The following is a 22,987-nucleotide window of genomic DNA, read 5'->3' as shown; positions in this document are numbered from 1 at the left end:
GTCAGGCTTGTTCCATGACCGGTACGTTCTCATCCGGGCCAGAGGCTTTCATGGCCTCAAGACGATAGCCGCGCTGGTAAATGGTCTTGATGCGGAAGCCGTTTTCGGGATTAAGGCCCAGTCTGCGGCGAAGCCGGCTCATGTGCGTGTCCACGGTACGGGTATTGATGTCTTTCGCCAGTCCCCATACCCGCTCAAGCAGCATCTCGCGGGTCAGTAGCCGGCCCTGGTTCTGGAACAGGAACAGGGTCAGGTCAAAATCCTTGTCGGTCAGCGTCAGCACGTTGCCGTGAAGCGCAATGGTCCGAAGCTGGGTATTGATCTCGAAAGGGCCGTACTGCAACGATTCTTTTTCGGTATCGGGGCTGGTGCGACGTGCCAATGCATTGATGCGCGCCACCAGTTCTGCCTCGCGAGCGGGTTTGGCGAGGTAGTCGTCAGCACCAGCATCCAGCGCACGTACGATGTCCGTCTCGCTGTCGCGCTGGGTGAGAAACACCACCGGAATCTGCCAGTTCAACTGCGCACGTACGCTTTCCAGAACCTCAATCCCGGTCATGTCGGGTATTTGCCAATCCATCACCAGCAGATCATAGCTGCGGTGAAGGACCGCGCTCAGAAATGCCTGGCCTGACGGAAAACTGTCGCAGTGGTGCCCGCGCTCGGACAACACAGACTGAATGTGCTGAGCCTGTTCATGTTCGTCCTCAAGCAGGGCAATTCGCATCAAACGTCTCCCGACATCAAATTTGTCATATTCAGGCTTCCCGGCCGACGGCGGGGAATGGGTATTGAATTCCGCTTCATATTATTACAAATCCGCAATTTCGCTTCAGTGTCGTTATGTAGTGTTGCGTAAACGGATCGCAGGCTTTCCGTTGTCGTCATCCAGTGTTTGTCGGCAGCCGGGGAAATTACTGCAGCCCCAGAACCAGCCTTTTTTGCCTTGTCTGCGCACCAGGGGCGAAAAACAGTGCGGGCAGGGAATGGGTTTTTCTCCCGTGCCATCCGCCGGCGACTGGTCCTCAATGGGCCGTGTGCCTTTGCAGTCCGGAAAGCGGGTGCAGGCATGGAAGGCACCAAACTTGCCCTCGCGCTGGCGCATGGGAGCTCGGCACTTGGGGCAGTGCGGCTGCCCCTCGCCTGGTGGGGCTGTCTTGGCTTCCTGCTCTGGGGTATTGATGAACCCGCGTATCTGTTCTTTCAGGTCTGCAATAAACTGCTTGGGATTGCCCTCACCGCGGCGAATACTTTCCAGGGTGGCTTCCCAGATGGCCGTCATATCCGGCTTGCTGACGGATTCCGGCAATGAATCAATCAACGCCTTTCCCTTCGGCGTTGACCGGATGTGGCGCTTGTCCCGGTATAGATAGTCGCGCCGGAACAGGGTATCAATGATCGCCGCCCGCGTGGCCTCAGTGCCCAGCCCATCGGTCTCACGCAGGGTTTTGCGAAGCTCTGGATCGCTGACAAAGCGAGCGATATTGGTCATCGCTGACAGCAGCGTGGCGTCGGTGAAGTATTGGGGTGGCTGGGTTTTGCGCTCGGCGATGTCCACCGAGTCACAGAGTATGGGGTCACCGTTCTCCAGGCGGGGGAGGGGCGCTTTGGCGGCCTCCTGTCGGCTTTCCCGCTGGCGAATTTCCAGGGTTTTCCAACCCGGCTGAAGAACAGCGGTTTCTGTCGCCCTGAACGCGTGTTCGCCAATCCCGACAGTTAACTTGCCTTCCCGGTGAATGGCGTCGGCGCTGAACTGCATCAGGTAATACCGGCTGATCAGTTCGTAAATGTTCCTCTCAGCTTCGCTCAGACGTCCATTGGGCGCCTTTCTGGCCGTAGGGATGATAGCGTGGTGGGCATCCACCTTCTTGTCATTCCAGGCTTCGGTGCGGCGGTTCAGATCCGTCGCCTCGCAGGCTGTCGCCAGTTCGCCGGCGACATTGCCAATGGCGTGCACCACACTCTGGCGCTGGTCAAAATGTCCTTCCGGCAGATAACGACAGTCCGAACGGGGATAGGTAATCAACTGATGGCGTTCGTACAGGTTCTGGGCGGTGTCCAATACGTCTTTCGCGCCCATGCGGAACAGTCGTCCCGCCTCGATCTGCAGGGCAGAGAGTGAAAATGGCAGGGGTGGCGCTTCGTTCCTGTCGCGGAAACGGGATTCCGTAACTTTGCCGGGCCGTCCTTCTACGGCCTCGGCGATCTGCCTGGCCACATCGCTGTCCAATAAACGGTCTTCCTCATCCAGGTATTCCCGGTATGCTTCCGAGGGTTGCCAGCGTGCCGTAAACGATTGCTGGTCCGATTCCTCATCCACCGCGTGGCACGTCGCCTGAACGCGGAAAAAAGGTTTCGGCTGGAAGTTCTCAATGGTGGTGTCCCGAGCCACCACCAATCCGAGCACCGGGGTTTGTACACGGCCGACGGAATACACGCCCTGCTGGCCCTGCTGCTGGTAGGACAGGGTATAGAAACGGGTAAGATTAATGCCGTAGAGCCAGTCCGCCCGCTGGCGGGCGAGGGCGGAATGGGACAGGCGGCGAAACTCACGATTGTCCTTGGGAGCCTGGATGGCCTTTGCCACGGCCGCCGGAGTCAGGTCGTTGATCAGGATTCTCTGCACCGGGCACGTGGCACCCGTGTAGCGGATGACTTCGTCCACCAGCAGTTGGCCTTCCCTGTCCGGATCGCCGGCGTGGACAATGGTCGCCGCCTTGCGGATCAGAGACTCCAATACCTTTAGCTGCTGGCGTACGCTGTCCTTGGGCATCACCTCCCAGCGCCCGGGAAACAGAGGCAAATCTTCCTGTCGCCATTTTTTCCAGCGCGGGTCGTACTGGCCGGGTTCCGCCGGTTCCAATAGGTGGCCGATGCACCAGCTAACGGTGCTTGCGTTGCTTCCTTCGCCGCAACGAATCCATCCGTTCCCCTTCTGATGGGGAGCGGGGAGGGCAGCAGCAATTGCCCGGCCCAGGCTTGGTTTTTCAGCAATGTACAGGCGCATAAGTCGGAAGCAGTTTTCGGGTGGGGATGGAAGATGGCGCTTTGTCTGTATCCTGTCAAGGTAACACAGCGTTTGGTGTAGTAGACTGTTCCATAACACATTCAATCAGGAGCAGGCCTGTTTATGTCCACACAACAAGCCATTGAGCAAAAGCTGACAAGCGCTTTCGACAGCCAACACCTCATGGTTGAAAACGAGAGCCACAAACATAGCGTGCCGCCGAATTCTGAAACCCATTTCAAGGTGACTCTGGTGTCTTCAGAGTTCGAGGGGCAGGGTAAGGTCAAGCGGCACCAAGCCATCTACAAAATACTGGCGGACGAAATGGCCGGTGGCGTCCACGCCCTGGCGCTGCATGTGTATTCACCACAGGAGTGGGAGAGGTCCGGCCAGGCTGCGCCTGATTCTCCCAATTGCATGGGCGGCTCCAAGAATGATCCGGCCTTTGCATCCGGAGGTGGCCAGTGAGCCAGTTCTTCCAGATTCACCCGGAAACGCCCCAGAAGCGGCTGATCAACCAGGCCGTGGATATTCTCCGCAAGGGAGGCGTTATTGTATATCCGACCGATTCCGCCTACGCCATTGGCTGTCACCTCGGTGACAAGCAGGCAGCGGACCGGATAAAGCGCATTCGCCGCCTGGATGACAAGCACAACTTCACCCTGATGTGCCGGGACCTTTCGGACATCGGCGTGTTCGCGAAGGTCGACAACACCCAGTATCGGCTGCTCAAGAACTTCACGCCGGGGGCTTACACATTCATTCTGGACGCCACCAGTGAAGTACCACGCCGTCTGTTACACCCCAAGCGTAAAACCATTGGCATGCGGGTGCCGGACAACGCGATTGTGCAGGCGCTGCTGGCGGAACTGGGCGAACCCATCATGAGCAGTACTCTGATATTGCCGGGTGACGAGGACCCGATGACCGACCCTTATGACATCCGGGAAACTCTGGAACACGAGCTGGATCTGATCATCGATGGTGGTTTTTGCGGCCTGGAGGCGACCACCGTGGTGAACATGACTGGGGATGCACCGGAGGTGACTCGCGTCGGTAAAGGGGACCCAGAGCCCTTCCGGATTTAGCGGAATCAGGCCCGGGTGTTGAGGCTCAGGGCGAAATTTTTGCGGTCTGCGTAGTTGGTCGCCTGATCGGTATTAATGGTTCTGCGCAGGCTGTCGTAGCGGTGCGCCAGGTCCTGCAGGCCGTTGAATTGTTGGTTATCGCTGACCAGGGTGTCCAGCAGTGAATTGTTCACGCCGTATGCCTTGTTCAGTTTGAGCGCGTTGTCCACAAAATGCAGGGTGGGCTCGCTGGCGCTGAGCCGGCTGAATGCCTCCCCGAACGGCTTGCTGTTGTTCAGGTCCTGTTCGATACGGCTACGGCTTTCCTCTGGGATGCCACCACCAACGCTGATCTTGCCTTCGTCGTTCTTCGAAACTTCCGCACTGGTTGCCGGGTTGAGTTTGTATTCGGCAAGTTTATGCCGCAGCGTTTCTCGCATATAGGCAAGGTCCTGCCCGACGGTTTGTTTGTATTCCGCCATCTGCAATCGGGTGGACTTGGGGTGGCCGGTATCGAAACTCGCCCGCTCGGACAGGGTGAACCGGTCATCAGTTGCTGAGGCCGGCGCCTCCGGCGCTGTGGGCTTTGGTGCCGCATTGCCCGATGCCGCCGGCTGTTTCTTTTCCATGGCCTGCTGGAACTGGGTGCTGGCTTTGATCAGCGATGTGAGTAGCGACATGGCGTTGGTCCCCTCCCATGGCCAATGAGAAAATGTTGACGGTTTTGGTGTCTAGGGGAGGTGTAAGCATAAAGCGGGCCATCGCGACTTATTGCAGTGCACTTCTAGTATAGTACCCTGAAGAGTTGGCAGGAGGGCCGTCCGCGAGACCGGCCCTCCCTTGGTAGGATCACCCGGATTTATAACGCTTTTCGCAACTCGCCATAATCTCCACTCGTTCTCAGCACGAGGGTGATGTTGTTGTCGTTCCTGTTTCGGAAAAACCAGCCATGGTTGCCGGTGAATGCAGCCACAAGTTCGCCTTCATCTTCCGGAACGCCCCGGCCTTTTTCGTAAGAAATTGACTGGCCGCCTCCATCACCATGGGTATCGAAGTTGATAGGGCCACCCTGAGACACCCAGGAGAACCGGGCTGTAGCACCTTCCTCCATTGTGAGTTTGAACTCAGTGCCTTCTCCCGGTGTGAGAACCACGCGTACTTCATCCTGCCACTGCGGTTCCGCAATTTCTGGTTCAGGCGCAGGCTCAGCAGGCGCAACCTCTACTTCAGGCGAGGGAGCTGGCTCCTCAACGGCTTCATCCACGACAGGTTCTTTGACTTCCGGGGTCTTCTGATCAACCGAGGATTGCACCGCAACCATCTGGGCAGCCTCGTCAGCGGCTGCTTCTTCAGCAAGCTGCTCCTTGATCTCGCCCATTTCAGTCAGGCCCAAAAGGCGACCTGCGCCGGTTGGGTCCAGGGCGTATTCGGCGGGCATGACCACGGTTGCCAGCAGAAACAGCGCCACAATAGCGGCAATGATGGTTGATCGAGCCAGCTTGGCAGTGCTGGGCAGTTCTTCACGGTTGGGTATATCGGTGTTGTACATAATAAATCTCCAGAATCAGGCGACAAAGTAACCGGTGAGCTGATAGCCAAAGAGCAGAAAACCTGCGCTCATCATGGCCACGTTGGCGGTGTAGGCATGCCGGAAAAAACCGTCGGTCTTTCGCCAGAAGCTGATGGCAATCAGGATCATGGCCAGGGCGATTAACTGTCCGATTTCCACGCCCACATTGAAGGCGAGGAGGTTCGGAATCAGGCCGTCCTGTGAGATGTCGTATTCGATGATTTTGGTGGACAGACCAAAGCCATGGAAGAACCCGAAGATCAGCGTGGCGGCCTTGGTATTGGGTTGGAAACCAAACCAACGCTGATAGGCACCGATGTTGTCCAGTGCCTTGTAGACGATGGACAGACCGATAATCGCATCAATGATGTAGCTGTTGATGCCCACGTTGAAGTACACCCCCAGCAGCATCGTCGTGGAATGCCCTAGAGCAAACAGGCTCACGTAGATGGCGATGTGCTTCATTTGGTAGAGGAAGAAAATGACACCCAGCAGGAACAGCAGGTGGTCATAGCCGGTGACCATGTGTTTGGCCCCCAGATAGATGAACGAAATAAGGTTTATCCCGGTAATTTCCTGGATGTACCCCTTGTCGCCCTGGGCGACTGCGTGGGCAAGCACATCGGTACTCATACCCAGCAAGCCCAGTGTCAGAAATATCCAGAGTAGACGGTTACCTGTGCCCATTGAGGACACACCACGGCATCGGCCAGGCAAGTTTGACAACATAAAGACTCCAATCGAATGTGTTTTCTCGGGCCGCGCAAGCGGCAAGAATCAAGCGGAAAGGAGAGCTTTTGGAGGGCGTTCAAGCCGATAGCGCAAACTGCGGGGAGAACCTCCGGCAAAGGGCACGGGCTGCCGGAGAACGGTGAGGCTTTGGGAAACAAACGGAACCCTGAGGTGGTCCACGGTCTCGTGGGTATGATTGCCAGCATCATGATGCACTGATGATGTCTCTGGCTCTTCGTCAAAACCGTGGGTGTGTCCATGCGCACCATGACTGCCCGGTTGGCCGTCAAACTGCGATTTCCAATCGCCTGCCAAGTTGGCCACACCATGAGAGAATGACTCGCCAATCACCGACAGTGACAGGCCCACCAATACAAAGAGTATGACGAGCGTTGGAAGCAGTTTTCTCTGGTGAATGGCCGAAATCATCAATCTAACGCGTCGAGTCTGTGGTTGGATTTCAACGAGAACGGAGGATACCATCCCCCCACGGGGGATAGGAATTAAAAATGGTAAATGATCACACGCATCAATCTCACCCGAATATTATCAAACGCCTGAAGAGGGCTAACGGCCATCTTGAAAGCGTGATTGGCATGATTGATCAGGGAAAACCCTGCCTGGAACTGGCCCAACAGCTTCATGCCGTGGAAAAGGCGATTCAACAGGCCAAGCGCGTATTGGTACAGGACCACATTGAGCATTGCCTGGACGATTCCATCGGGCCGCTGGAGCCGGAGCAGCAGCGGCGTGTCGATGAATTCAAGGCAATCGCCCGGTATCTTTGATCTCGTTACTCTCAGATCTGCGCTCTCCCCGTTAATCACACCGGAGAGGCTCTACTGTCACGTGGACCAGGGACTGGCATTGTGCCTGAATGCGCTCCTTATAGACTGTGGGCGACTCGGGCTGGTGCGAGACGACTGAGACAATAGCCGCATGAATGTTTGGGCCTATCGCCCATACGTGCAGATCACTGACTGTGGCATCGTCGTCTTCGACGGCCTGTTTGACGGTTTCCTCCATATCCTGATGTTGCTCGTCAAGGAGGACCTTTGAGGTGTCTTTCAGCAGATGCCAGGACCAACGGGTTACCAGAATCGCACCGATAATCCCCATCATCGGGTCCATCCAGTTCCACCCGGCATACTTACCCGCCAAGAGGGCAACGATGGCAAGGACTGACGTCAGCGCATCCGCAAGCACATGCAGGTAAGCGGCCCGGCGGTTGTGGTCATGGTGATGATGGTGGTGCCCGTGATCATGCCCGTGACTGTGACCATGGTCATGGCCTGCATCCCCCAGTATCCACGCTGATAACCCGTTGACCACCAGGCCAATGATGGCCACAAAAATGGCCCCATCGAAAGAAATGGGGACGGGCTGGATAAAACGCCCAACGCTCTCGATGACCATGTAGAGTGCAAAGACAGCCAGCAGAATCGCGCCGGTAAAGCCACCCAACGCATTGACCTTGCCCGTCCCGAAAGAGAAGCGGGTGTTGCCTGCGTTTTTCCTGGCGTACGCATAGGCGAAGGCCGCAATACCCAGAGCCACCGCGTGCGACCCCATGTGCAGGCCATCGGCCAGCAAAGCCATGGAGCCATAGACGATCCCGGCCAGAATCTCCCAGACCATCATCGCCAGCGTCATGCCCACTACGATGAGTGTTCGGGTTTCGCCCGAGCGCTTCAGATCCTGACCAAAGACGTGATCGTGTTGCCAATGGTCGAGTCGTTCATGGTGCATAGACAAGTTCCTGAAATAGAGTAGTGGATGGTTCGAGGTTGGTCTTCTAGGCGCTTTAAATGCGCATCTTTGCAAAGCAGACCGGACTTGGATAGTCTTCCTGCCAATAGATCGACGCTAACGGGATACGAAGTGTTCATTAACCAGGCCCAATTTTCCACCGGCAGACGTATTTTTGTGGTGACCATGCTGTCACTCATGATGCTTTTTCGTCTTGCCTGGGCTTCAGATCAGAACGTTCACGATGCATCACAGAGTCTATCTCTTGCAGAATTTGTCCAGAACCATGGGCATATCCATCCGTCCTCTCTCGATCATCTCCATGTTTCGACAGTTGAAATGACGGACCAGGACCACCTGCTACTCCATGCGATTGGCGCAGTCGAAAAGCACGTGCCCCTGAAGCTGGATGCAGTGCCGCTTTTCCACAGGCAGGACAAGCCTGTGCTTCAAAGAACGCCGTCTCCTCTGCCGGAGCAGACATCCGCACTTTATCGGCCTCCGAAAGCCTGAAAACGTCATTAAGAACTGACGCGTCAGCGTCTTTATCTAAATTTCTGTCGATATTTCGGAGATCACCGAATGAATCATATGCCGTTTCCGCGCCGAACAGGCGTGGGCGTTGGCGTGCGTTGGCTGTACCTTTTAGGGGCAGCGCTCGTAGGCCTGATGTTTTCTCCTCTGCTCTTTGCCCATGGTGTTGAAGCAGGCGATGCCACGTTCATTGAGCAGGCCAGCGGGGCACAATTGCTGCCCTTTATCTATCTGGGGGCCAAACACATGGTCACCGGCTACGACCACCTCCTGTTCCTGGCAGGTGTCATCTTCTTTCTTTACCGCATGAAAGACGTGGGTATCTACGTCACGCTTTTTGCGGTTGGACACAGTGTCACGCTTCTTTACGGCGTGCTCAGTGAGACCAACGTCAATGCCTATATGGTGGATGCCATCATCGGCTTTTCCGTGGTCTACAAGGCTCTGGATAACCTTGGTGCGTTTCGCCGCTGGTTCGGATTTCAGCCCAATACCAAGGCCGCCGTCCTGATTTTCGGATTTTTCCATGGGTTCGGCCTGGCCACGAAGCTTCAGGATTTCACGCTTTCAGAGGATGGCCTGGTGGCGAACATTCTGGCGTTTAATGTCGGAGTTGAGATTGGCCAGTTGATGGCTCTGGGCATCATTCTGATCGCGATGAATTTCTGGCGCCGGACGGATGTTTTTCCCCGGCAGGCACTTGCAGCCAACGTTCTGTTGATGAGCGCCGGTTTTATGCTGATGGGTTATCAGTTGACCGGCCTGTACACCGTTTCCTGAGGAGTTAGACCATGCAAGACATTTCCAATATGAATCGTGAGGGACTTCCTTCCTCAAAAAGCTTGTTCAAGGCGACCGGAGTGGCTGCTGTTATCGGCGGCGTGGTTCTGGTCACAACCATCCTCCCAGCCGAATATGGCATCGATCCCACGGGACTCGGCCAGACCATGGGGTTGACTGTACTCAGTCAGGCCAACGCCGCTGAGTCCACGCAGCCTGAGTCGGAATCGGCCTCGTCGGGTAACCTGCTGGCATTGCCGGCTGGTCCGGTCTGGAAAACGCCAGAAGGTTTGAGTTCTGATTCCACGACCGTAACTTTGGGACCAAACGAGGGTCTGGAAGTCAAAGCCACAATGGCCGAGGGAGATCGAATGGTTTTTAACTGGACCACGGAGGGAGGTTCGGTGAACTTCGATATGCACGGTGAACGGTTCAATGACGGCGACAATTTCACCAGCTACTGGCAGGGGCGCGACCAGCCGTCTGCGAGCGGAGCATTTGAGGCACCGTTTGACGGTACGCATGGATGGTACTGGGAAAATCGCGGAGAAAGAGCTGTCACTGTGGTTCTTGATACCAGCGGGTTTTACAGCGGCATTAGCAAGAAGTAATTCAATTATTGATCCTTAGGAGTTATCTCATGAAAAAAATGATTCACGTATTTGCAGCGGTCATTGTTTTGTCGGTTTCCGGCTACGCATTTGCCGGGGCTGGCCATAGCCATGGTGCTTCGGAGCCTGTTTCGAAAGAGCAGGTGACCGAGCGGGCGGCCGCCGTCAAGCAGCAACTCGTTAATTCAGAACAGATTGCTTCTAGCTGGGCGGAAGCCTCCAGAGGCACGGCCGAGCAACGGTCTACCTCGGCGGGTAAACTATGGGTCGTCCAGTTTGCTAATCCTGACTCTGCCAGCGAAGACAAAGCGAACCTGTATGTCTTTGTGGATGAGTACGGCAACCCCGTTGGAGCTAACCACTCCGGCAAAATGTAAAGCTGGAGATGGAGCAAAGGCCCGCTAACCGCCCGGTTGCGGGTCTTTAGTCAGGAGAACCATGCTTGAGATTCTGAAAAATCGCACCTACCGGCATCTGTTTTTAGCCCAGGTCGTTGCCCTGCTGGGAACGGGGTTGGCAACGGTTGCCCTGAGCCTTCTGGCCTTTGATCTTGCTGGTGATAAGGCGGGGCAGGTGGTTGGCACAGCCATGGCAATCAAAATGGTCGCCTATGTCTTCATTGCCCCCATTGCTGCAGCACTGGCGGAGAACATACCTCGTCGTGTGATGCTGGTTTCTCTGGATCTGGTGCGAGCTGCCGTTGCACTTGCCTTGCCTTTTGTGACTGAGGTCTGGGAGGTGTATGTACTGATCGCCGTGCTGCAATCGGCATCTGCGGCCTTTACGCCGACGTTCCAGTCCACCATCCCGGACACCTTACCCAACGAGGACGACTATACGCGGGCGCTGTCCCTTTCCCGTCTGGCTTACGATCTTGAAAACCTGATCAGTCCGGCTCTGGCCGGCATGCTGTTGTTGGTTACCAGTTGGCAGGGGCTGTTTTCAGGCACGGTGGTTGGCTTCATAGCATCAGCGTTGCTCGTCGTATCGGTGGCTCTGCCTTCTGGCTCCGCGCCGGAGAAGCGTCGGGGTATCTACGAACGCTCCCGTCGTGGGTTTCGCATCTTTATGGCCACACCGCGCCTTCGGGGATTGATAGCGCTGAATGTGGTGGTCAGCATGGCCGGCTCCATGGTGATCGTGAACACCGTAGTGATCGTGCAGGGTGGTTTTGGCCTGACCGATCAGCACACGGCCATGGCTTTTGCGGCATTCGGCGCGGGTTCCATGCTGGCGGCACTGGCGCTGCCCGCGCTGCTCAAACGCTGGAAGGACCGTTCGGTGATGCTGGCAGGGGCTTGGGTGTTGCTCGGCGGCTTGGGCGCGGCGTGGTTTGCTGACAGCCTCTACATGCTGATGCCAGTCTGGGCGCTGCTTGGTGTTGGATTCTCAACGGTTCAGACACCCATAGGTCGTTTGCTCACCCAGTCTTCTCATGGCGAAGACCGCCCAGCGCTTTTTGCCGCCCAGTTTTCGCTGTCTCACGCCGGCTGGCTGATTGCCTATCCGCTGGCGGGATGGCTTGGCTCATCTGCCGGCATTCAGCCAACGCTGATGGCGTTGGCGGTTCTGGGACTCGTCTTCCTGATTGCAGCCAGCCGACTGTGGCCCGCCGATGATCCATTGGTGATTGCCCATAGCCATCATGACCTGCCACGCGACCACCCGCACAGAACGGAATCGGGAGCGGAGCATTCCCACCGGTATGTGATTGATGAGCTGCATCCGCGGTGGCCGGGTTAAATGACTTCGTCGCCTTTAGGCGTCAAGCTGATGAAATGTGCCCTAAGATCAACTCCAACTCGATTCAGGAATCCTCTTGCATAAGAGCAACGAGGTCACGTCGAATCTCTTCAGCGCTCAGGCGTGTCACGTTTCGGATCTACACTCACGAACAGAGTGAGCACCTCATCCTGAAACTCCGGGTCCAGGCCACTGATGTTTTTACCATTCCAGTCCTCCGCGTCGTTGCTAAGGCAACCAGTCAGCAATAGAACCGCTATCAGCGTTAGGGTCGCCGGTATGATTCTGGTTCGTTGTCGCCAGAAGCGAGTTCTCATGACGCTGTTTCCTCTAGTTGTTTGGATTGATTGGTGTATTTTCCGTCCTGATGCATGGCTCGCCGGAGCATCAGAAGAATGCCAAGGATGCTCATCATGGCCGGTGGGATATAGGTCAGCATACCGCCCAGGAGCTGGTCGACTTCCGGGTCCAGGGGCCAGGCCCTGCCACAGACTTCGTAAACGTCGTAAACCATGTCACGTGAGAACACAATCCACGCCCCAAGAAACATCTGAAGCACACCTGCGGCAGCCAGAACCAACATGCGTCTGCCATACCCCAGTGATGAGGTGATCGCCGGCGGTCTTGGGTCAAAGATCAACCACCAGAACAGAAGACCATCCAGCAACATGCTCCAGTTCATGACCCAGTACAGATCCCGGCTGAGCATGGCGTCGAAATGGATCGATGGCCACAGCCAGAAATAAATGAGCCCAACAAACAGGAAAAGGGCGATGAAGGGCTGTTGCAGAACCTGATAAACCCAACCCAGAGGCCGGAGCGTGCGCTTCCAGCCCGGGCTGGTTTTTTCAAACCAGAACCGCATGACTGGCAAGGGATTGGAAAGCGCGATCAGGATAGGCCCGATGTGATGAAGAATCAGGTGCTGGCCCCGATGGACGAAGAACATGTATTGCGCGTAGTAGTCGAAGCGTGTCTGCATCACCGTATAACAGATCAGCACCCCCAAGGTGAAAGCAAAAATCCGCAGCGCGCCAGGCCGATCCTGATCCGGCATCCGAAGCAGTCCGATGCCATAGAACCCCATCACGAGCATGTAGCTCAGCACGGTCAGCGTCGAGAAATCGTAGGGTAGAAGGTAGTCAAGCAGTGACATAGCGTTGCCAGTTCTGATGTTGTTATTTCGATGACTCTACCTTGGACGTCACCAGGTCGTACAGTTCCTGAGGTCCCAGTTGGCTCAACTTTTCTCCGTTGACGTAGAATGTTGGAGTTCCGGAAATTCCAACCGCCTTAACGTCCATAGCATCCTGTTGCATAATGCCGTCAATGTCGGGCAAATTCATGCCGGCCCGAGCGGCTTCTACATCCAGCCCGGCTGACTCCGCCGCATCCCATGCTGCGAGGACATCCGGATCGCCATGCCATTGGGGCTGGGCTTCCATGACGATGGGCCGAAGAACTCGACAATGGTTACCTGAGCGTCCTGAGGGCCGATAACGGGAGAGGTCAGATTTTTCAGATGTCCGGTAGCAACCGACCAGGCACCCACCGCAGATAAAGCATCATTCCAAACAGTTCCACCAAAGACTGGACGACAATCACCACGACGGCGGCAGCCAAGGCCTCCGGCATTGAAAGTGCCAAAGGTAAAACCACGAAGGAGTTGCGTGTTCCAAGGCTGAAGACGACGGTGCGAGCGGTTTCTACTGGTAATCGAAAGACCCGGCGCAGAGCCTTTCCAACCAGAACCACGGCTAGCAGATAGGCCGGGAACACAATCATCAAGAGCCAGATGAGCAGACCAGTACTGTCGATCTGACTGACCTGTGTCATCGTGATGATGAAAAGTACGACTGTCAGCATAGGGACCGGCATCAGGCCCATGAAGCGAATGAACCCGGTGGCTTTTCTGGAGTTTTCGGCCCATTTTTCAGTCAGAAATGCCAAGATAAGCGGGACAACAATCAGCCCGACAAAGGCCGGCAGGAGGTGTCGCCCAAGCTCCAGATTTAAATCGAATTGACTGCCCACAAAAAGCCAGAGGTAGAGTGGCAGAAGAGCCAGTTGAGCAATCAACAGAACCGGCGTTGCCGCAATGGCTCGGGTGCTCTGGCACTCCTCCACCCTGTCGCCGAGGGAAGAGGTCCATCCGGCAATGAGGCCGGAAAAAACAGCGATGAGGTAGGCCCAGACCTGATGGCGTTCAATTACGTCTCGCATAAGGTGTTCGTAACCGTGTGGCATGTCGGCCATTCGCAGCCGATCTGCCACACGGCACCCTTTTCAGCAGCCCTGCTAGCCATGGCCATAAGTATGGGCATCTTTGTGACTGTGATCAGGGTGCTCAAACTCCAATGTTGAATGAGTGATGCTGAATTCGTTTTCCAAAGTTCGTTTTATCCCATCCTTGACTTTCTCAAGTTCATTCCAGGCACTTATCTCGACCACCACATGGGCGTCGAGGGAGGCATCATGCTCACCCATCTGCCAGAAATGTACGTGGTGAAGGTCGATAACGCCTTCTACGTTTGATACAGCCTCAATGACCGAATCTGTGTCAATATCCACAGGACTTCCCAGCATGAGTGTTCGGATGGTTCCGCCGATTTCCGTCAGGCCCAGGTAGAGAATGTAGCTGGCGATACCAATTGTGATTGCGGGATCAACCCAGCGCATGTCGTAAAGGAGAATCAGGGCACCGCCTACAACGACTGCGATTGATGCAAACGCATCAGACAAGTTGTGTAAAAACAACGCACGAATATTAACGCTGCCCTTCTGCATAGAGTAGGTCAGCAGCGCGGTCAACGCGTCCACCACCAGTGCGACAATGCCAAGCCAGATTACCCACCATCCCTTGATTTCCGTCGGTTCAATGAATCGCATGGTACCTTCGTAGATCAGGTAGAGGCCTATCATGATCAAGGTGGTGTAGTTTATGAGTGCCGCAACGATCTCAATTCTCCCATAGCCAAAGGTCATCTTTGAGTCGGCCGGGCGGCGTGCAATTTTCCGGGCCGCAAAAGCGATAACCAGCGATGCCATGTCTGAAAAGTTATGTATAGCGTCGGCGATCAACGCCAGGCTACCGGCGAAGATCCCGCCCGCGATCTGGGCGACAGTCAGGATGCCATTCGCCCAGATGGCTACTGCAACTCGCTTGTCCTTGGTATCCGGTGACATGTGAGCATGCTCGTGGCCCATTATTTTCTCCTTGTTCGGTAGTTGTTCATTTCGTGTTGTTTCCGGCACTTTTTTCGGCCCTGAAGCCCGTGACAAAAATCATGGTCACACCCAGGACTATGAAGACGTCGGCAAGATTGAACGCCGGCCAGTGCCAGCCCCCGCCATCGGCAAAGAGACTGAAGGCCGCGGCCCTATTTCAAAGATGCACCCTGTTAAAAAATAGGGTGATTTGCCACACTATTCATTCCGGTCGATACTCATATTCACGTTTCTGGTGCTCGTTCGAATATCGCTATTTAAAACTCTGTAGTAACTATAGAGTCAATGTTTAGCCTATGCTTGGATATGGGACCCCTTAACCAGCGCATGTTCAAGTGTCACCACTTGACCCTGTATTAGCTGCTGGGCCGAAGCTTTCGGTATCAATTGGCCGCCCTGATCTTTATCGGGCAACGGCAATTCCTGCGGCGATTATTTGTGAGTCTCTTATGAAAGATTCTGGCACACCTCCGGGCTTTGGATATCTGGGTGAGTTGACCAGCCAGGATCAGAGATTCCTCAGTAAGCTCCGCGAGGACGGATTTTGGAATCAGAAGTACTGTACGGGCCTGGCGGAATGGGGGCTCAGGTGCAGGTATTCGGTTTTAGCTGATCGTACTCGAAGCCCTGGGGACGTCGACTGTCACGCAAAGTCCGTGTTCTTTGGCGCGTGAGAAATGGAGGCTTCCACCATAACGTTCCACAATTTCCCGAACAATCGCCAGCCCAAGGCCATGGCCGGGCGTTTGCTCATCCAGCCGCAATCCCCGTTGGCCCAACTTGCCGATTTCAGTCTCAATGACGCCTGGCCCATCGTCTGAAACGCCGATCTGCAGATTTCCGGAGTGTTGAACGAGTGACAGTTCCACGCATCGTTCTGACCATTTGCCTGCGTTGTCCAGGAGATTGCCCATGATTTCATTCAGGTCGTGTTCCTCAATCGGCCAGCGAGCGTCCTCCGGTAGAGAACTCGACAGTTCAAAGGATTTTTCCGGGTATAGCCGCCCCAGCATCCAGAGTAGATCCCGCGCCTGTTCAAGGGGGTAGGCACTTTTGCCAACCTGTGGCCCGGCAAAGCGGCTGCGTCGCATTTCCGCTTCAAGCTGTTTGTCGATGTCATTGAGCCTCGCGGTCATCTGAAGGCGGAGATCGTTGGAGAGCGGGCGGCTGGCGTCCTCAAGGATCTGTCGAACGGCCGCAATGGGTGTTTTCACGCTGTGAGACAGGTTTGCCAGCGCATCCCTCGATCGCTCCAGGCGTTGATCCAGCGAGTCGAGCAATTGGTTGAGCTGCTGGACCAGTGGCCGAAACTCTTCAGGTGTCTGAACATGAATTCGTGAAACTCTGCCATCCTGAAGTCGCTTTAACGTGGCTCTTAGCTCGACAACGGGGCGCATGGACAGATTGATACCGAACCAGATCACAACGACCAAGAGCAGAATTAGCAAGATAGAGACGATGGCCGTCCACGCGTGCAATTCTGCCTGGCTGCGTTTCAGGGCGCCTAGATCCTCGGACACGATTACTACAATAGGGGTGTTGCCCACCTGGAACGACTTTCGATACGCGAGAATGTCCTTTGGCCCATCGACGGTATCCGCATCCTGCACACGACGGGTTCCATCTTCTGCTGATTCAATCAAGGACGTTAACACCGGCGTCCAGGAATCTGGGGAAATAATGGTTGAAGAAGGAGAATGTATGGCAAAGGCGTGGTGAAACACCTCCTGAAAGTAGTCGCCGGTCTGGAGATTATCCAATTGACCGCCAGAGTCGCGAATCTGGTGTTCCAGAAAGGCGACCTCATCCTTAAGTCGTGTCGCAACGAATTCCCGGGACATCCGGTCCAGTAACAAGCCGTGAACCAGCCATGCAAGCCCCATTAACGCAATGCCGGCAGGCAGTAGTAATAATAGCAAAGTTCCTTTGACGGATTTGGGCTTGCTAAACAGTGTCATTGAACAGATACCCTTGGCCGCGACGGGTAGAAATGGTGTCGTTGCCTACCAGTTTTCGCAATCGGCGAATGTAGGCTTCGATGACGTTCTCATTCGGGGTGTCGTTCAGGTTGTAAAGCTGGTCCATTAACTGCTCTTTTGAAAATACATGACCGGGACGGCTCATCAGACAGCGCAGCAGGCGGAATTCTGTACCCGTGAGGCTGTATTCTTTGCCATCGTCGGATTTCAGGCTCTGGCGATTCTCATCCAGTTCGTAGCGTCCGGCTTTTACCACGGAATGAATGCGACCTTCGCTTCGACGCACAATGGCATTAAGCCGGGCGATCAACTCCTCAGTCTGGAAGGGTTTTGCCAGGTAATCGTCTGCTCCCGCTTTCAGTCCTTCTACTTTGTCGTGCCAGTCGCCCCTTGCCGTAAGGATTAGCACCGGAAAGCCGATCTGGTGTTTTCTCCACGTCCTTAAAACGCTCAATCCATTGCCGTCAGGCAGACCAAGATCAAGAACAACCGCCCGATAATCTTCCTGCTCGCCCAGAATCGCGGCTTCTCTGGCCGTATGGGTTGTATCAACGCTGAATCCCGCCTTTTCAAGCTGACGACCTAAACCGTCTGCCAGCAATCGGTCGTCTTCAACGAGTAGTAATCGCATCGCGGTGCCCTTTCTCTGAGTCAAGAGTGTGTCGAGTGTCGCCGATCAACCTGAATTCATCCTGAACGACAAAATAGTTGGATATTTTCAGTAAGAATTCAGGTTAGTGCGCGATGGTGTTGTTCCTATTTTGGCATTGCTCTATGTTCAGGGCTTAACCAGCGCCGGCTTTGCCGGTCAGTATGACAAAGGAGAAGACAAGATGAACGCATCCAAGTTGATTGTTGCAGCCGCTGCCATGTCGATGTCGGCAGTGACCCTCGCCGCCGGTGCGCACGGCGGTGGCCATGGCGCCAGCAGCGGCGAACCGGGTAAAGTCTCCGAAGCCAGTCGCACTATCACGGTGGAAATGTACGATAATTACTACGAGCCGGAAGAAATCACTGTTGAGCCCGGCGAAACCGTGCGCTTTGTGGTGAAGAACGAAGGTAGTCTCGTTCACGAGTTCAATATTGGCACTCCGTCCATGCATGAAGGTCATCAGAAAGAAATGATGAAGATGGTTGAGCACGGCGTGATTCAGGGCAGCAAGCTCAACCACGACATGATGGAGATGGACATGGGCGATGGGAAGTCCATGAAGCACGACGATCCAAATAGCGTTTTACTTGAGCCGGGACAAAGCAAAGAGGTCGTCTGGAAATTTACTGACCAGGGCGATATTGAATTTGCATGCAACGTTCCAGGCCACTATCAGTCCGGGATGTATGGAGAAGTCAATTTCAAATAAAACGATGTTCATGAAAGAGTAGTGAACGGCGGGTTTGGGGCGGTGTCTCCAGCCCGCCTTTAAAGGCGCAGTTTGGAGTAATATGGGTGAAAGTTTATCTAGTCGCAGGGTTGTTGAGTCTGTTTATATCGTCATTGGCATTGGCCGGCGAATATGACCTGACGGTTGATCGAGTAAAAATTGATACCGGCGATTTTGTCAAAGACGGTATTGGCTATAACGGAAAGTCTCCCGGGCCGGTGATGCGCTTTAAGGAAGGCGAAAACGTCAGGATTAACGTGACCAACAACCTGGACGAGATGACGTCTATTCACTGGCACGGTCTGATCCTTCCTTTTGATCAGGACGGTGTGCCAGGTATCAGTTTCCCAGGCATTAAGCCGGGTGAAATCTTTACCTACGAATTTCCCATCCAACAAGCGGGTACCTACTGGTTCCACAGCCACTCTGGTTTTCAGGAGCCGGATGGCGCCTACGGTTCCATCGTTATCGAACCCGAGGGACGTGAACCGTTCCGCTACGATCGTGAATACGTCGTCCAATTGACCGACAAACACCCGCATTCCGGTGATCGCATCATGCGCAACCTGAAAATGATGACTGATTATTACAACCGCGACCAGCAGACCGTGGGCGAGTTTTTCTCGGATGTGTCCGAGAACGGTTTTATGAACACAGTTCGGGATCGCATGGCCTGGGGTGGCATGCGCATGATGAAAGCAGACGTCGAAGACGTGCATGGCTTTACGGGCCTGATCAATGGTAAAGGGCCGGACCAGAACTGGACCGGACTCTTTGAGCCGGGCGAGCGCATCCGGCTGCGTTTTATCAACTCTTCGGCGATGACCTACTTCGACATCCGGATTCCCGGTCTGGATATGACGGTTGTCCAGGCTGATGGCAACAACGTTCAGCCGGTCAGTGTGGACGAGTTCCGGATCGGTGTAGCGGAAACCTACGATGTGATCGTGCGCCCGAAAGATGAGCAGGCTTATACCATTTTTGCTGAATCCATGGGTCGTTCCGGGTATGCAAGGGCTACGCTGGCCCCGGAGAAGGGTATGGAAGGGGCTGTGCCACCAATGCGTGAACCAGCGCGTCTGACCATGGCTGACATGGGGGGCATGCCTGGAATGGACCATGGCAGCATGTCTGGCATGGATCATGGGAACATGGATATGAGCAGCTCGGGAGATATGTCCGGGATGGACCACTCCAACATGGGCAGCATGGATCATTCCAATATGGAAGGTATGGATCATTCCAACATGAAAGATATGGATCATTCGGGCATGTCCGGCATGGACCATGGTTCCATGGCGATGGGGAAAGAAGAAAAAAACGATCCTTTTTACGCCAAGGGCAGTGGCCTCATGCCCAAAGCTGCCAATGGCGGTAAGTTCCTCTCTTACGCTGACCTCAAGGCTCAGGATCCGCTGTATGAAGACCGCGAACCGACCCGGGAGATCGAGCTTCGCCTGACCGGCAATATGGAGCGTTACACCTGGAGCATTAATGGCGTCAAGTATGAAGACGCCGATCCGATTCGTCTCAAATACGGTGAACGGGTCCGCTTCAAGTTTGTCAACGAAACCATGATGACTCACCCCATGCACCTGCACGGTATGTGGTCCATCCTTGATGTTGGCGCAGGCCAGTGGAACCCGATCAAGCACACCGTTAGCGTGAACCCGGGCACTACGGTGTACATGGAAACCGAGGTTGATGAGCCAGGCCAGTGGGCGTTCCACTGTCACCTGTCCTACCACGCGGCCGCTGGTATGTTCCGTAAGGTGATTGTTGAAGGTGGGCCAGAGTCGCCGCAGGCCAAAACAGACGTGATTGCTGAAGATGGAGGTGAGGCATGAGCTGTATTCGATCACTTGTCGCGGTCAGTTTCCTTGCCTCTGCTGGTTTCTCAACGGCGGTGACAGCTCAGGAAATGATCTCCGACACCACTGCTCGCAAGCAGCCGCTCAAAACCTGGGGTGTTCAGTTCGAGGAGTTTGAATACCGCTACAGCGACGATAACGAGGAACTGGGCGTCTGGAACGCGGATGCTTTTTATGGCACCGACGAGTTTAAAGTCCGCTTGCTCACAACCGGGGAGTACGAGATCGAGGAGCAGGCCTACGAAACACTGGAAAACCAGTTGGTCGGCCAGATCCCCATCTCCAGGTTTTTCGACGCCAAAGCGGGTGTGCGTTTCGATACGCCCGAAGGGCCGGACCGTACGTATGCCGTTCTCGGTGTCGCCGGGCTGGCACCCCAATGGTTTGAGATCGATGCAAATCTGTATGTGAGCAATGAAGGTGAGACGTCCGCTGAGCTGGATGCGGAGTATGAATTATTACTCACCAATTATTGGATCCTCGGGGCGACACTGGATGCGACGGTCGCATTCAGTGAGGATCGTGAAATTGGCGTTGGTAAAGGGCTGGTTTCCACGGAAACCGGCCTCAGGGTGCGTTATGATCTGGTTGACCGGGCATTCTCGCCATACTTGGGCGTGGTGCATGAGCGTAAGTATGGTGATACGGCGGACTTTGCGCAGGCAGACGGCGGTGGTAGAGAAGACTGGTTTGCCGTGATTGGTGCTCGTATCGTGTTCTGACCGTGGTGTCTTGGGCCAGGGTCTTCCCCTGGCTTTTTTTTCAGGATTTGATGTAGGTCAAATGTTCGAAATGCCCCGTCAGATTTCGGTGGCATGTCAGGTTTTTGAATAAGAGTATCAGGAGAGCGAATGAGCAGGGAGCAGGACCGAACCACTCGCTATCAGGAGGGGAGTCTCACACTCACGGGAACCGTTATGCTGGGTACCGGGGTGATGATTGGTGCCGGTATCTTCGCTTTGACCGGGCAGATGGCACAGATGACGGGCACTCTGTTTCCATTGGCGTTTCTGGCCGCGGCGATAATCGTCAGTTTCAGCTCCTATTCCTACATCAAGATTTCAAATGCATACCCCTCCGCCGGCGGTATCGGTATGTACTTGCACAAAGCATACGGTGATCGGTTGCCGACGGCTTTCAACGCGTTGCTGATGTACTTCTCGATGGTAATTGCCCAGAGCTTCCTGGCCCGAACCTTTGGATCTTACACCATGCAACTGTTCGGTGGCGATGAAAGCGGCCGAATGGTGCCGATTCTTGGCGTAGCCCTCATTATGGCAGCGTTTCTGATCAATCTACTCGGCAACCGGATGATTCAGAGCGTAGCGTCTTTCATAGGCGTGTTAAAGATTGGAGGCATACTGATTTTCGGAATTGTGGGTATCTGGATTACTGATAACCTCGCAGTAGACTTTTCAGGCACGGGCGAAGCCGGAGCAACGGGTAATTTTCTGGGTGCGACGGCGCTGGGAATACTGGCCTTCAAGGGTTTTACCACGATTACCAACAGTGGCTCCGAGGTAATCGACCCCAAACGGAATGTGGGGCGGGCGATCATTATTTCCATCGCGGCCTGCGTAGTGATTTATACCCTGGTGGGTTTTGCGGTTGCCAGCAATCTGTCGCTGGGTGAAATCATTGAAACGCAGAACTATTCGCTTGCGGCCGCAGCGCGTCCGGCGTTGGGCGAGTATGCGGTCTGGTTCACGGTGGCGATTGCTATGACGGCCACCGCCGGTGGCATTCTGGCCAGCATTTTCGCCGTCTCGCGTATGTTGGCCATGCTGACTGAAATGAAGCTGGTTCCTCACCGTCATTTCGGTATGCCTGGCAGTATCCAGAAGCACACGTTGGTTTACACGGTGGTTCTCGGGCTCGTTCTGACGGCGTTTTTTGACCTCTCACGGATTGCCGCTCTGGGCATTGTGTTCTATTTGGTAATGGATATTGCCATTCACTGGGGAGTTCTTTGTCATTTGCGCGACGATGTGAAGGCAAAGGCGTGGGTGCCAGCGATTGCTATCGTCCTGGATTTGCTCGTACTCGTGGGTTTCGTCTGGGTCAAACTGAATAGTGATCCGTTTGTTATTGGCGTGGCGGTAATTACGATGATTGTTATCGTCGCAGCAGAGCATATTTTTCTGAAGAAGTTTCTGCGCTCGGAACATGAAGAATCGCATGTCCGTGATCACCACTAATCGGCGATAACTGGATCGTTGAGCTTTTTGTAACCCTGTGATAGGACTAGACGCCAGCGTTGATGTGACACCAATTGTTGAACGAAAGCGGGAGGGATCAGGATGAAAGCAAATAGCTTTAGACTATTCGTGTTTTTGTTGTTTTTACAAGCGCCATATTTACAGGCTGATGAGATTCTCTCGGGCGAAGATGTTGCCAATGTCGTCGTCGGAAACACGGTGCAAATGGTATTTCGGGATGCCCAAGACAATTTTCGCACTCGAACCTTTCATGAGTACTATGATCCCGATGGGTCGATCTATGGAATGACCAAGTATCGTGAACAACAGGGAAACCTTACCCATTATATTGGAAGATGGGAGGTGAAAGACGGTAAATTTTGCACATCTGTCTACGGTCGCAACTATTCCTGTAACAAGATAAAGCCTTTGTCTGGCAATAATTTCGAATTGGTCAATGAGGGAGGCGAGATCAGGAATGTTAAATTATACGAAGGGAAGCATCACGGACTGGAGTAGGGTACCCGGGAATTATT

26 protein-coding genes and 1 pseudogene are annotated in these 22,987 nt (G+C 54.6%); 13 read left to right on the top strand and 14 right to left on the bottom strand.

Going from position 1 to position 22,987, the window contains the following annotated elements:
- Position 1 precedes the first annotated feature (1 nt).
- A complete protein-coding gene (locus tag R1T46_RS17890; protein WP_075194521.1) occupies positions 2–727 on the bottom strand; it encodes a response regulator transcription factor in 726 nt (241 codons plus the stop codon).
- Positions 728–841: 114 nt separating this feature from the next.
- Positions 842–3,007 carry a DNA topoisomerase III gene (locus R1T46_RS17885; RefSeq protein WP_317306410.1) on the bottom strand — a complete coding sequence of 722 codons (2,166 nt, stop codon included), beginning with the start codon at positions 3,005–3,007 and terminating at the stop codon, positions 842–844.
- A gap of 123 nt (positions 3,008–3,130) precedes the next feature.
- Here R1T46_RS17885 and R1T46_RS17880 point away from each other — a divergent pair, with 123 nt between their 5' ends.
- Both R1T46_RS17880 and R1T46_RS17875 read left to right on the top strand, forming a co-directional pair.
- A complete protein-coding gene (locus tag R1T46_RS17880; RefSeq protein ID WP_317306409.1) occupies positions 3,131–3,475 on the top strand; it encodes a BolA family protein in 345 nt (114 codons plus the stop codon).
- Positions 3,472–4,095 (top strand): L-threonylcarbamoyladenylate synthase, encoded by a 624-nt coding sequence (locus R1T46_RS17875; protein ID WP_007151771.1) that lies wholly within the window; start codon positions 3,472–3,474, stop codon positions 4,093–4,095. Before R1T46_RS17880 ends, R1T46_RS17875 begins: the two co-directional genes overlap by 4 nt.
- Before the next feature lie 5 nt (positions 4,096–4,100).
- On the opposite strand, the gene R1T46_RS17870 is transcribed toward R1T46_RS17875, so the two are convergent.
- The 3 genes from R1T46_RS17870 to R1T46_RS17860 form a co-directional block, all read right to left on the bottom strand.
- Positions 4,101–4,754 carry a hypothetical protein gene (locus R1T46_RS17870; protein ID WP_317306407.1) on the bottom strand — a complete coding sequence of 218 codons (654 nt, stop codon included), beginning with the start codon at positions 4,752–4,754 and terminating at the stop codon, positions 4,101–4,103.
- 179 nt (positions 4,755–4,933) lie between these two features.
- Positions 4,934–5,623, bottom strand: coding sequence for a hypothetical protein (locus R1T46_RS17865; RefSeq protein ID WP_317306405.1), 690 nt, complete (start codon positions 5,621–5,623; stop codon positions 4,934–4,936).
- 15 nt (positions 5,624–5,638) lie between these two features.
- Complete coding sequence (locus tag R1T46_RS17860; RefSeq protein ID WP_407070115.1) at positions 5,639–6,331, bottom strand: HupE/UreJ family protein; 693 nt, start codon at positions 6,329–6,331, stop codon at positions 5,639–5,641.
- Positions 6,332–6,885: 554 nt separating this feature from the next.
- Between R1T46_RS17860 and R1T46_RS17855 the strand changes: the two genes are divergently transcribed.
- Positions 6,886–7,164 (top strand): metal-sensing transcriptional repressor, encoded by a 279-nt coding sequence (locus tag R1T46_RS17855; RefSeq protein WP_300499433.1) that lies wholly within the window; start codon positions 6,886–6,888, stop codon positions 7,162–7,164.
- 31 nt (positions 7,165–7,195) lie between these two features.
- On the opposite strand, the gene dmeF is transcribed toward R1T46_RS17855, so the two are convergent.
- A complete protein-coding gene (gene dmeF / locus R1T46_RS17850) occupies positions 7,196–8,125 on the bottom strand; it encodes a CDF family Co(II)/Ni(II) efflux transporter DmeF (protein ID WP_317306401.1) in 930 nt (309 codons plus the stop codon).
- Positions 8,126–8,212: 87 nt separating this feature from the next.
- On the opposite strand from dmeF, the gene R1T46_RS17845 reads away from it, so the two are divergent.
- The 5 genes from R1T46_RS17845 (at position 8,213) to R1T46_RS17825 (ending at position 11,793) form a co-directional block, all read left to right on the top strand.
- Positions 8,213–8,638: a hypothetical protein gene (locus R1T46_RS17845; RefSeq protein WP_317306400.1), complete on the top strand. Its 426-nt coding sequence runs from the start codon at positions 8,213–8,215 to the stop codon at positions 8,636–8,638.
- Between the two features lie 69 nt (positions 8,639–8,707).
- Complete coding sequence (locus R1T46_RS17840; protein WP_407070114.1) at positions 8,708–9,439, top strand: HupE/UreJ family protein; 732 nt, start codon at positions 8,708–8,710, stop codon at positions 9,437–9,439.
- Positions 9,440–9,450: 11 nt separating this feature from the next.
- A complete protein-coding gene (locus tag R1T46_RS17835; RefSeq protein ID WP_286809984.1) occupies positions 9,451–10,050 on the top strand; it encodes a hypothetical protein in 600 nt (199 codons plus the stop codon).
- 29 nt (positions 10,051–10,079) lie between these two features.
- A complete protein-coding gene (locus R1T46_RS17830; protein ID WP_317306399.1) occupies positions 10,080–10,427 on the top strand; it encodes a DUF6488 family protein in 348 nt (115 codons plus the stop codon).
- Positions 10,428–10,488: 61 nt separating this feature from the next.
- Positions 10,489–11,793, top strand: a complete 1,305-nt coding sequence (locus R1T46_RS17825) for an MFS transporter (protein WP_317306398.1) — start codon at positions 10,489–10,491, stop codon at positions 11,791–11,793.
- A gap of 110 nt (positions 11,794–11,903) precedes the next feature.
- Here R1T46_RS17825 and R1T46_RS17820 read toward each other — a convergent pair whose 3' ends face one another.
- The 8 genes and pseudogenes from R1T46_RS17820 to R1T46_RS17785 form a co-directional block, all read right to left on the bottom strand.
- Positions 11,904–12,110, bottom strand: a complete 207-nt coding sequence (locus R1T46_RS17820; RefSeq protein ID WP_317306397.1) for a hypothetical protein — start codon at positions 12,108–12,110, stop codon at positions 11,904–11,906.
- The gene (locus R1T46_RS17815) at positions 12,107–12,949 is read right to left on the bottom strand and encodes a cytochrome c oxidase assembly protein (protein WP_317306396.1); all 843 of its coding nucleotides are present in this window, start codon (positions 12,947–12,949) and stop codon (positions 12,107–12,109) included. Before R1T46_RS17815 ends, R1T46_RS17820 begins: the two co-directional genes overlap by 4 nt.
- A gap of 22 nt (positions 12,950–12,971) precedes the next feature.
- Entirely contained in the window at positions 12,972–13,238 is a 267-nt protein-coding gene (locus R1T46_RS17810) for a DsbA family protein (RefSeq protein ID WP_317306395.1), read from the bottom strand.
- A gap of 73 nt (positions 13,239–13,311) precedes the next feature.
- On the bottom strand, positions 13,312–14,049 hold the full coding sequence (locus R1T46_RS17805) for a hypothetical protein (RefSeq protein ID WP_317306394.1): 738 nt from the start codon (positions 14,047–14,049) through the stop codon (positions 13,312–13,314).
- A 42-nt stretch (positions 14,050–14,091) separates the two neighbouring features.
- Entirely contained in the window at positions 14,092–15,000 is a 909-nt protein-coding gene (locus tag R1T46_RS17800) for a cation diffusion facilitator family transporter (protein ID WP_036206197.1), read from the bottom strand.
- Positions 15,001–15,025: 25 nt separating this feature from the next.
- Positions 15,026–15,106: pseudogene (locus tag R1T46_RS21665) on the bottom strand (signal peptidase II); the annotation flags it as partial.
- 520 nt (positions 15,107–15,626) lie between these two features.
- Positions 15,627–16,979: a sensor histidine kinase gene (locus R1T46_RS17790; RefSeq protein WP_317306393.1), complete on the bottom strand. Its 1,353-nt coding sequence runs from the start codon at positions 16,977–16,979 to the stop codon at positions 15,627–15,629.
- Complete coding sequence (locus tag R1T46_RS17785) at positions 16,966–17,631, bottom strand: response regulator transcription factor (protein WP_317306392.1); 666 nt, start codon at positions 17,629–17,631, stop codon at positions 16,966–16,968. The genes R1T46_RS17790 and R1T46_RS17785 overlap by 14 nt, the downstream gene beginning before the upstream one ends.
- Positions 17,632–17,833: 202 nt before the next feature.
- Between R1T46_RS17785 and R1T46_RS17780 the strand changes: the two genes are divergently transcribed.
- From R1T46_RS17780 to R1T46_RS17760, 5 genes are all read left to right on the top strand, one after another.
- Positions 17,834–18,361 carry a cupredoxin domain-containing protein gene (locus R1T46_RS17780; RefSeq protein WP_317308329.1) on the top strand — a complete coding sequence of 176 codons (528 nt, stop codon included), beginning with the start codon at positions 17,834–17,836 and terminating at the stop codon, positions 18,359–18,361.
- A gap of 86 nt (positions 18,362–18,447) precedes the next feature.
- Positions 18,448–20,229, top strand: coding sequence for a copper resistance system multicopper oxidase (locus R1T46_RS17775; RefSeq protein WP_317306391.1), 1,782 nt, complete (start codon positions 18,448–18,450; stop codon positions 20,227–20,229).
- Positions 20,226–20,975 carry a copper resistance protein B gene (locus tag R1T46_RS17770; protein ID WP_036206219.1) on the top strand — a complete coding sequence of 250 codons (750 nt, stop codon included), beginning with the start codon at positions 20,226–20,228 and terminating at the stop codon, positions 20,973–20,975. The genes R1T46_RS17775 and R1T46_RS17770 overlap by 4 nt, the downstream gene beginning before the upstream one ends.
- 129 nt (positions 20,976–21,104) lie before the next feature.
- Entirely contained in the window at positions 21,105–22,451 is a 1,347-nt protein-coding gene (locus R1T46_RS17765; RefSeq protein WP_036206222.1) for an APC family permease, read from the top strand.
- Between the two features lie 102 nt (positions 22,452–22,553).
- Positions 22,554–22,970, top strand: a complete 417-nt coding sequence (locus tag R1T46_RS17760) for a hypothetical protein (protein WP_036206225.1) — start codon at positions 22,554–22,556, stop codon at positions 22,968–22,970.
- Positions 22,971–22,987 lie beyond the last annotated feature (17 nt).

This window comes from Marinobacter salarius (assembly GCF_032922745.1).
Lineage (GTDB): Bacteria > Pseudomonadota > Gammaproteobacteria > Pseudomonadales > Oleiphilaceae > Marinobacter.
Note: the sequence above shows the minus strand (reverse complement) of the source record. Positions and strands in the feature narration are given on the sequence as shown.

Excerpts from the sequence above, each read along its gene's own strand:
- R1T46_RS17865 (WP_317306405.1), bottom strand. The coding sequence starts at position 5,623 with ATGTACAACACCGATATACCCAACCGTGAAGAACTGCCCAGCACTGCC.
- R1T46_RS17870 (WP_317306407.1), bottom strand. The coding sequence starts at position 4,754 with ATGTCGCTACTCACATCGCTGATCAAAGCCAGCACCCAGTTCCAGCAG.
- R1T46_RS17825 (WP_317306398.1), top strand. The coding sequence starts at position 10,489 with ATGCTTGAGATTCTGAAAAATCGCACCTACCGGCATCTGTTTTTAGCC.
- R1T46_RS17785 (WP_317306392.1), bottom strand. The coding sequence starts at position 17,631 with ATGCGATTACTACTCGTTGAAGACGACCGATTGCTGGCAGACGGTTTA.
- R1T46_RS17830 (WP_317306399.1), top strand. The coding sequence starts at position 10,080 with ATGAAAAAAATGATTCACGTATTTGCAGCGGTCATTGTTTTGTCGGTT.
- R1T46_RS17820 (WP_317306397.1), bottom strand. The coding sequence starts at position 12,110 with ATGAGAACTCGCTTCTGGCGACAACGAACCAGAATCATACCGGCGACC.
- R1T46_RS17815 (WP_317306396.1), bottom strand. The coding sequence starts at position 12,949 with ATGTCACTGCTTGACTACCTTCTACCCTACGATTTCTCGACGCTGACC.
- R1T46_RS17885 (WP_317306410.1), bottom strand. The coding sequence starts at position 3,007 with ATGCGCCTGTACATTGCTGAAAAACCAAGCCTGGGCCGGGCAATTGCT.
- R1T46_RS17810 (WP_317306395.1), bottom strand. The coding sequence starts at position 13,238 with ATGGAAGCCCAGCCCCAATGGCATGGCGATCCGGATGTCCTCGCAGCA.
- R1T46_RS17855 (WP_300499433.1), top strand. The coding sequence starts at position 6,886 with ATGGTAAATGATCACACGCATCAATCTCACCCGAATATTATCAAACGC.
- R1T46_RS17760 (WP_036206225.1), top strand. The coding sequence starts at position 22,554 with ATGAAAGCAAATAGCTTTAGACTATTCGTGTTTTTGTTGTTTTTACAA.
- R1T46_RS17765 (WP_036206222.1), top strand. The coding sequence starts at position 21,105 with ATGAGCAGGGAGCAGGACCGAACCACTCGCTATCAGGAGGGGAGTCTC.
- R1T46_RS17860 (WP_407070115.1), bottom strand. The coding sequence starts at position 6,331 with ATGGGCACAGGTAACCGTCTACTCTGGATATTTCTGACACTGGGCTTG.
- R1T46_RS17770 (WP_036206219.1), top strand. The coding sequence starts at position 20,226 with ATGAGCTGTATTCGATCACTTGTCGCGGTCAGTTTCCTTGCCTCTGCT.
- R1T46_RS17790 (WP_317306393.1), bottom strand. The coding sequence starts at position 16,979 with ATGACACTGTTTAGCAAGCCCAAATCCGTCAAAGGAACTTTGCTATTA.
- R1T46_RS17890 (WP_075194521.1), bottom strand. The coding sequence starts at position 727 with ATGCGAATTGCCCTGCTTGAGGACGAACATGAACAGGCTCAGCACATT.
- R1T46_RS17805 (WP_317306394.1), bottom strand. The coding sequence starts at position 14,049 with ATGGCCGACATGCCACACGGTTACGAACACCTTATGCGAGACGTAATT.
- dmeF (WP_317306401.1), bottom strand. The coding sequence starts at position 8,125 with ATGCACCATGAACGACTCGACCATTGGCAACACGATCACGTCTTTGGT.
- R1T46_RS17840 (WP_407070114.1), top strand. The coding sequence starts at position 8,708 with ATGAATCATATGCCGTTTCCGCGCCGAACAGGCGTGGGCGTTGGCGTG.
- R1T46_RS17780 (WP_317308329.1), top strand. The coding sequence starts at position 17,834 with ATGAACGCATCCAAGTTGATTGTTGCAGCCGCTGCCATGTCGATGTCG.
- R1T46_RS17800 (WP_036206197.1), bottom strand. The coding sequence starts at position 15,000 with ATGGGCCACGAGCATGCTCACATGTCACCGGATACCAAGGACAAGCGA.
- R1T46_RS17880 (WP_317306409.1), top strand. The coding sequence starts at position 3,131 with ATGTCCACACAACAAGCCATTGAGCAAAAGCTGACAAGCGCTTTCGAC.
- R1T46_RS17835 (WP_286809984.1), top strand. The coding sequence starts at position 9,451 with ATGCAAGACATTTCCAATATGAATCGTGAGGGACTTCCTTCCTCAAAA.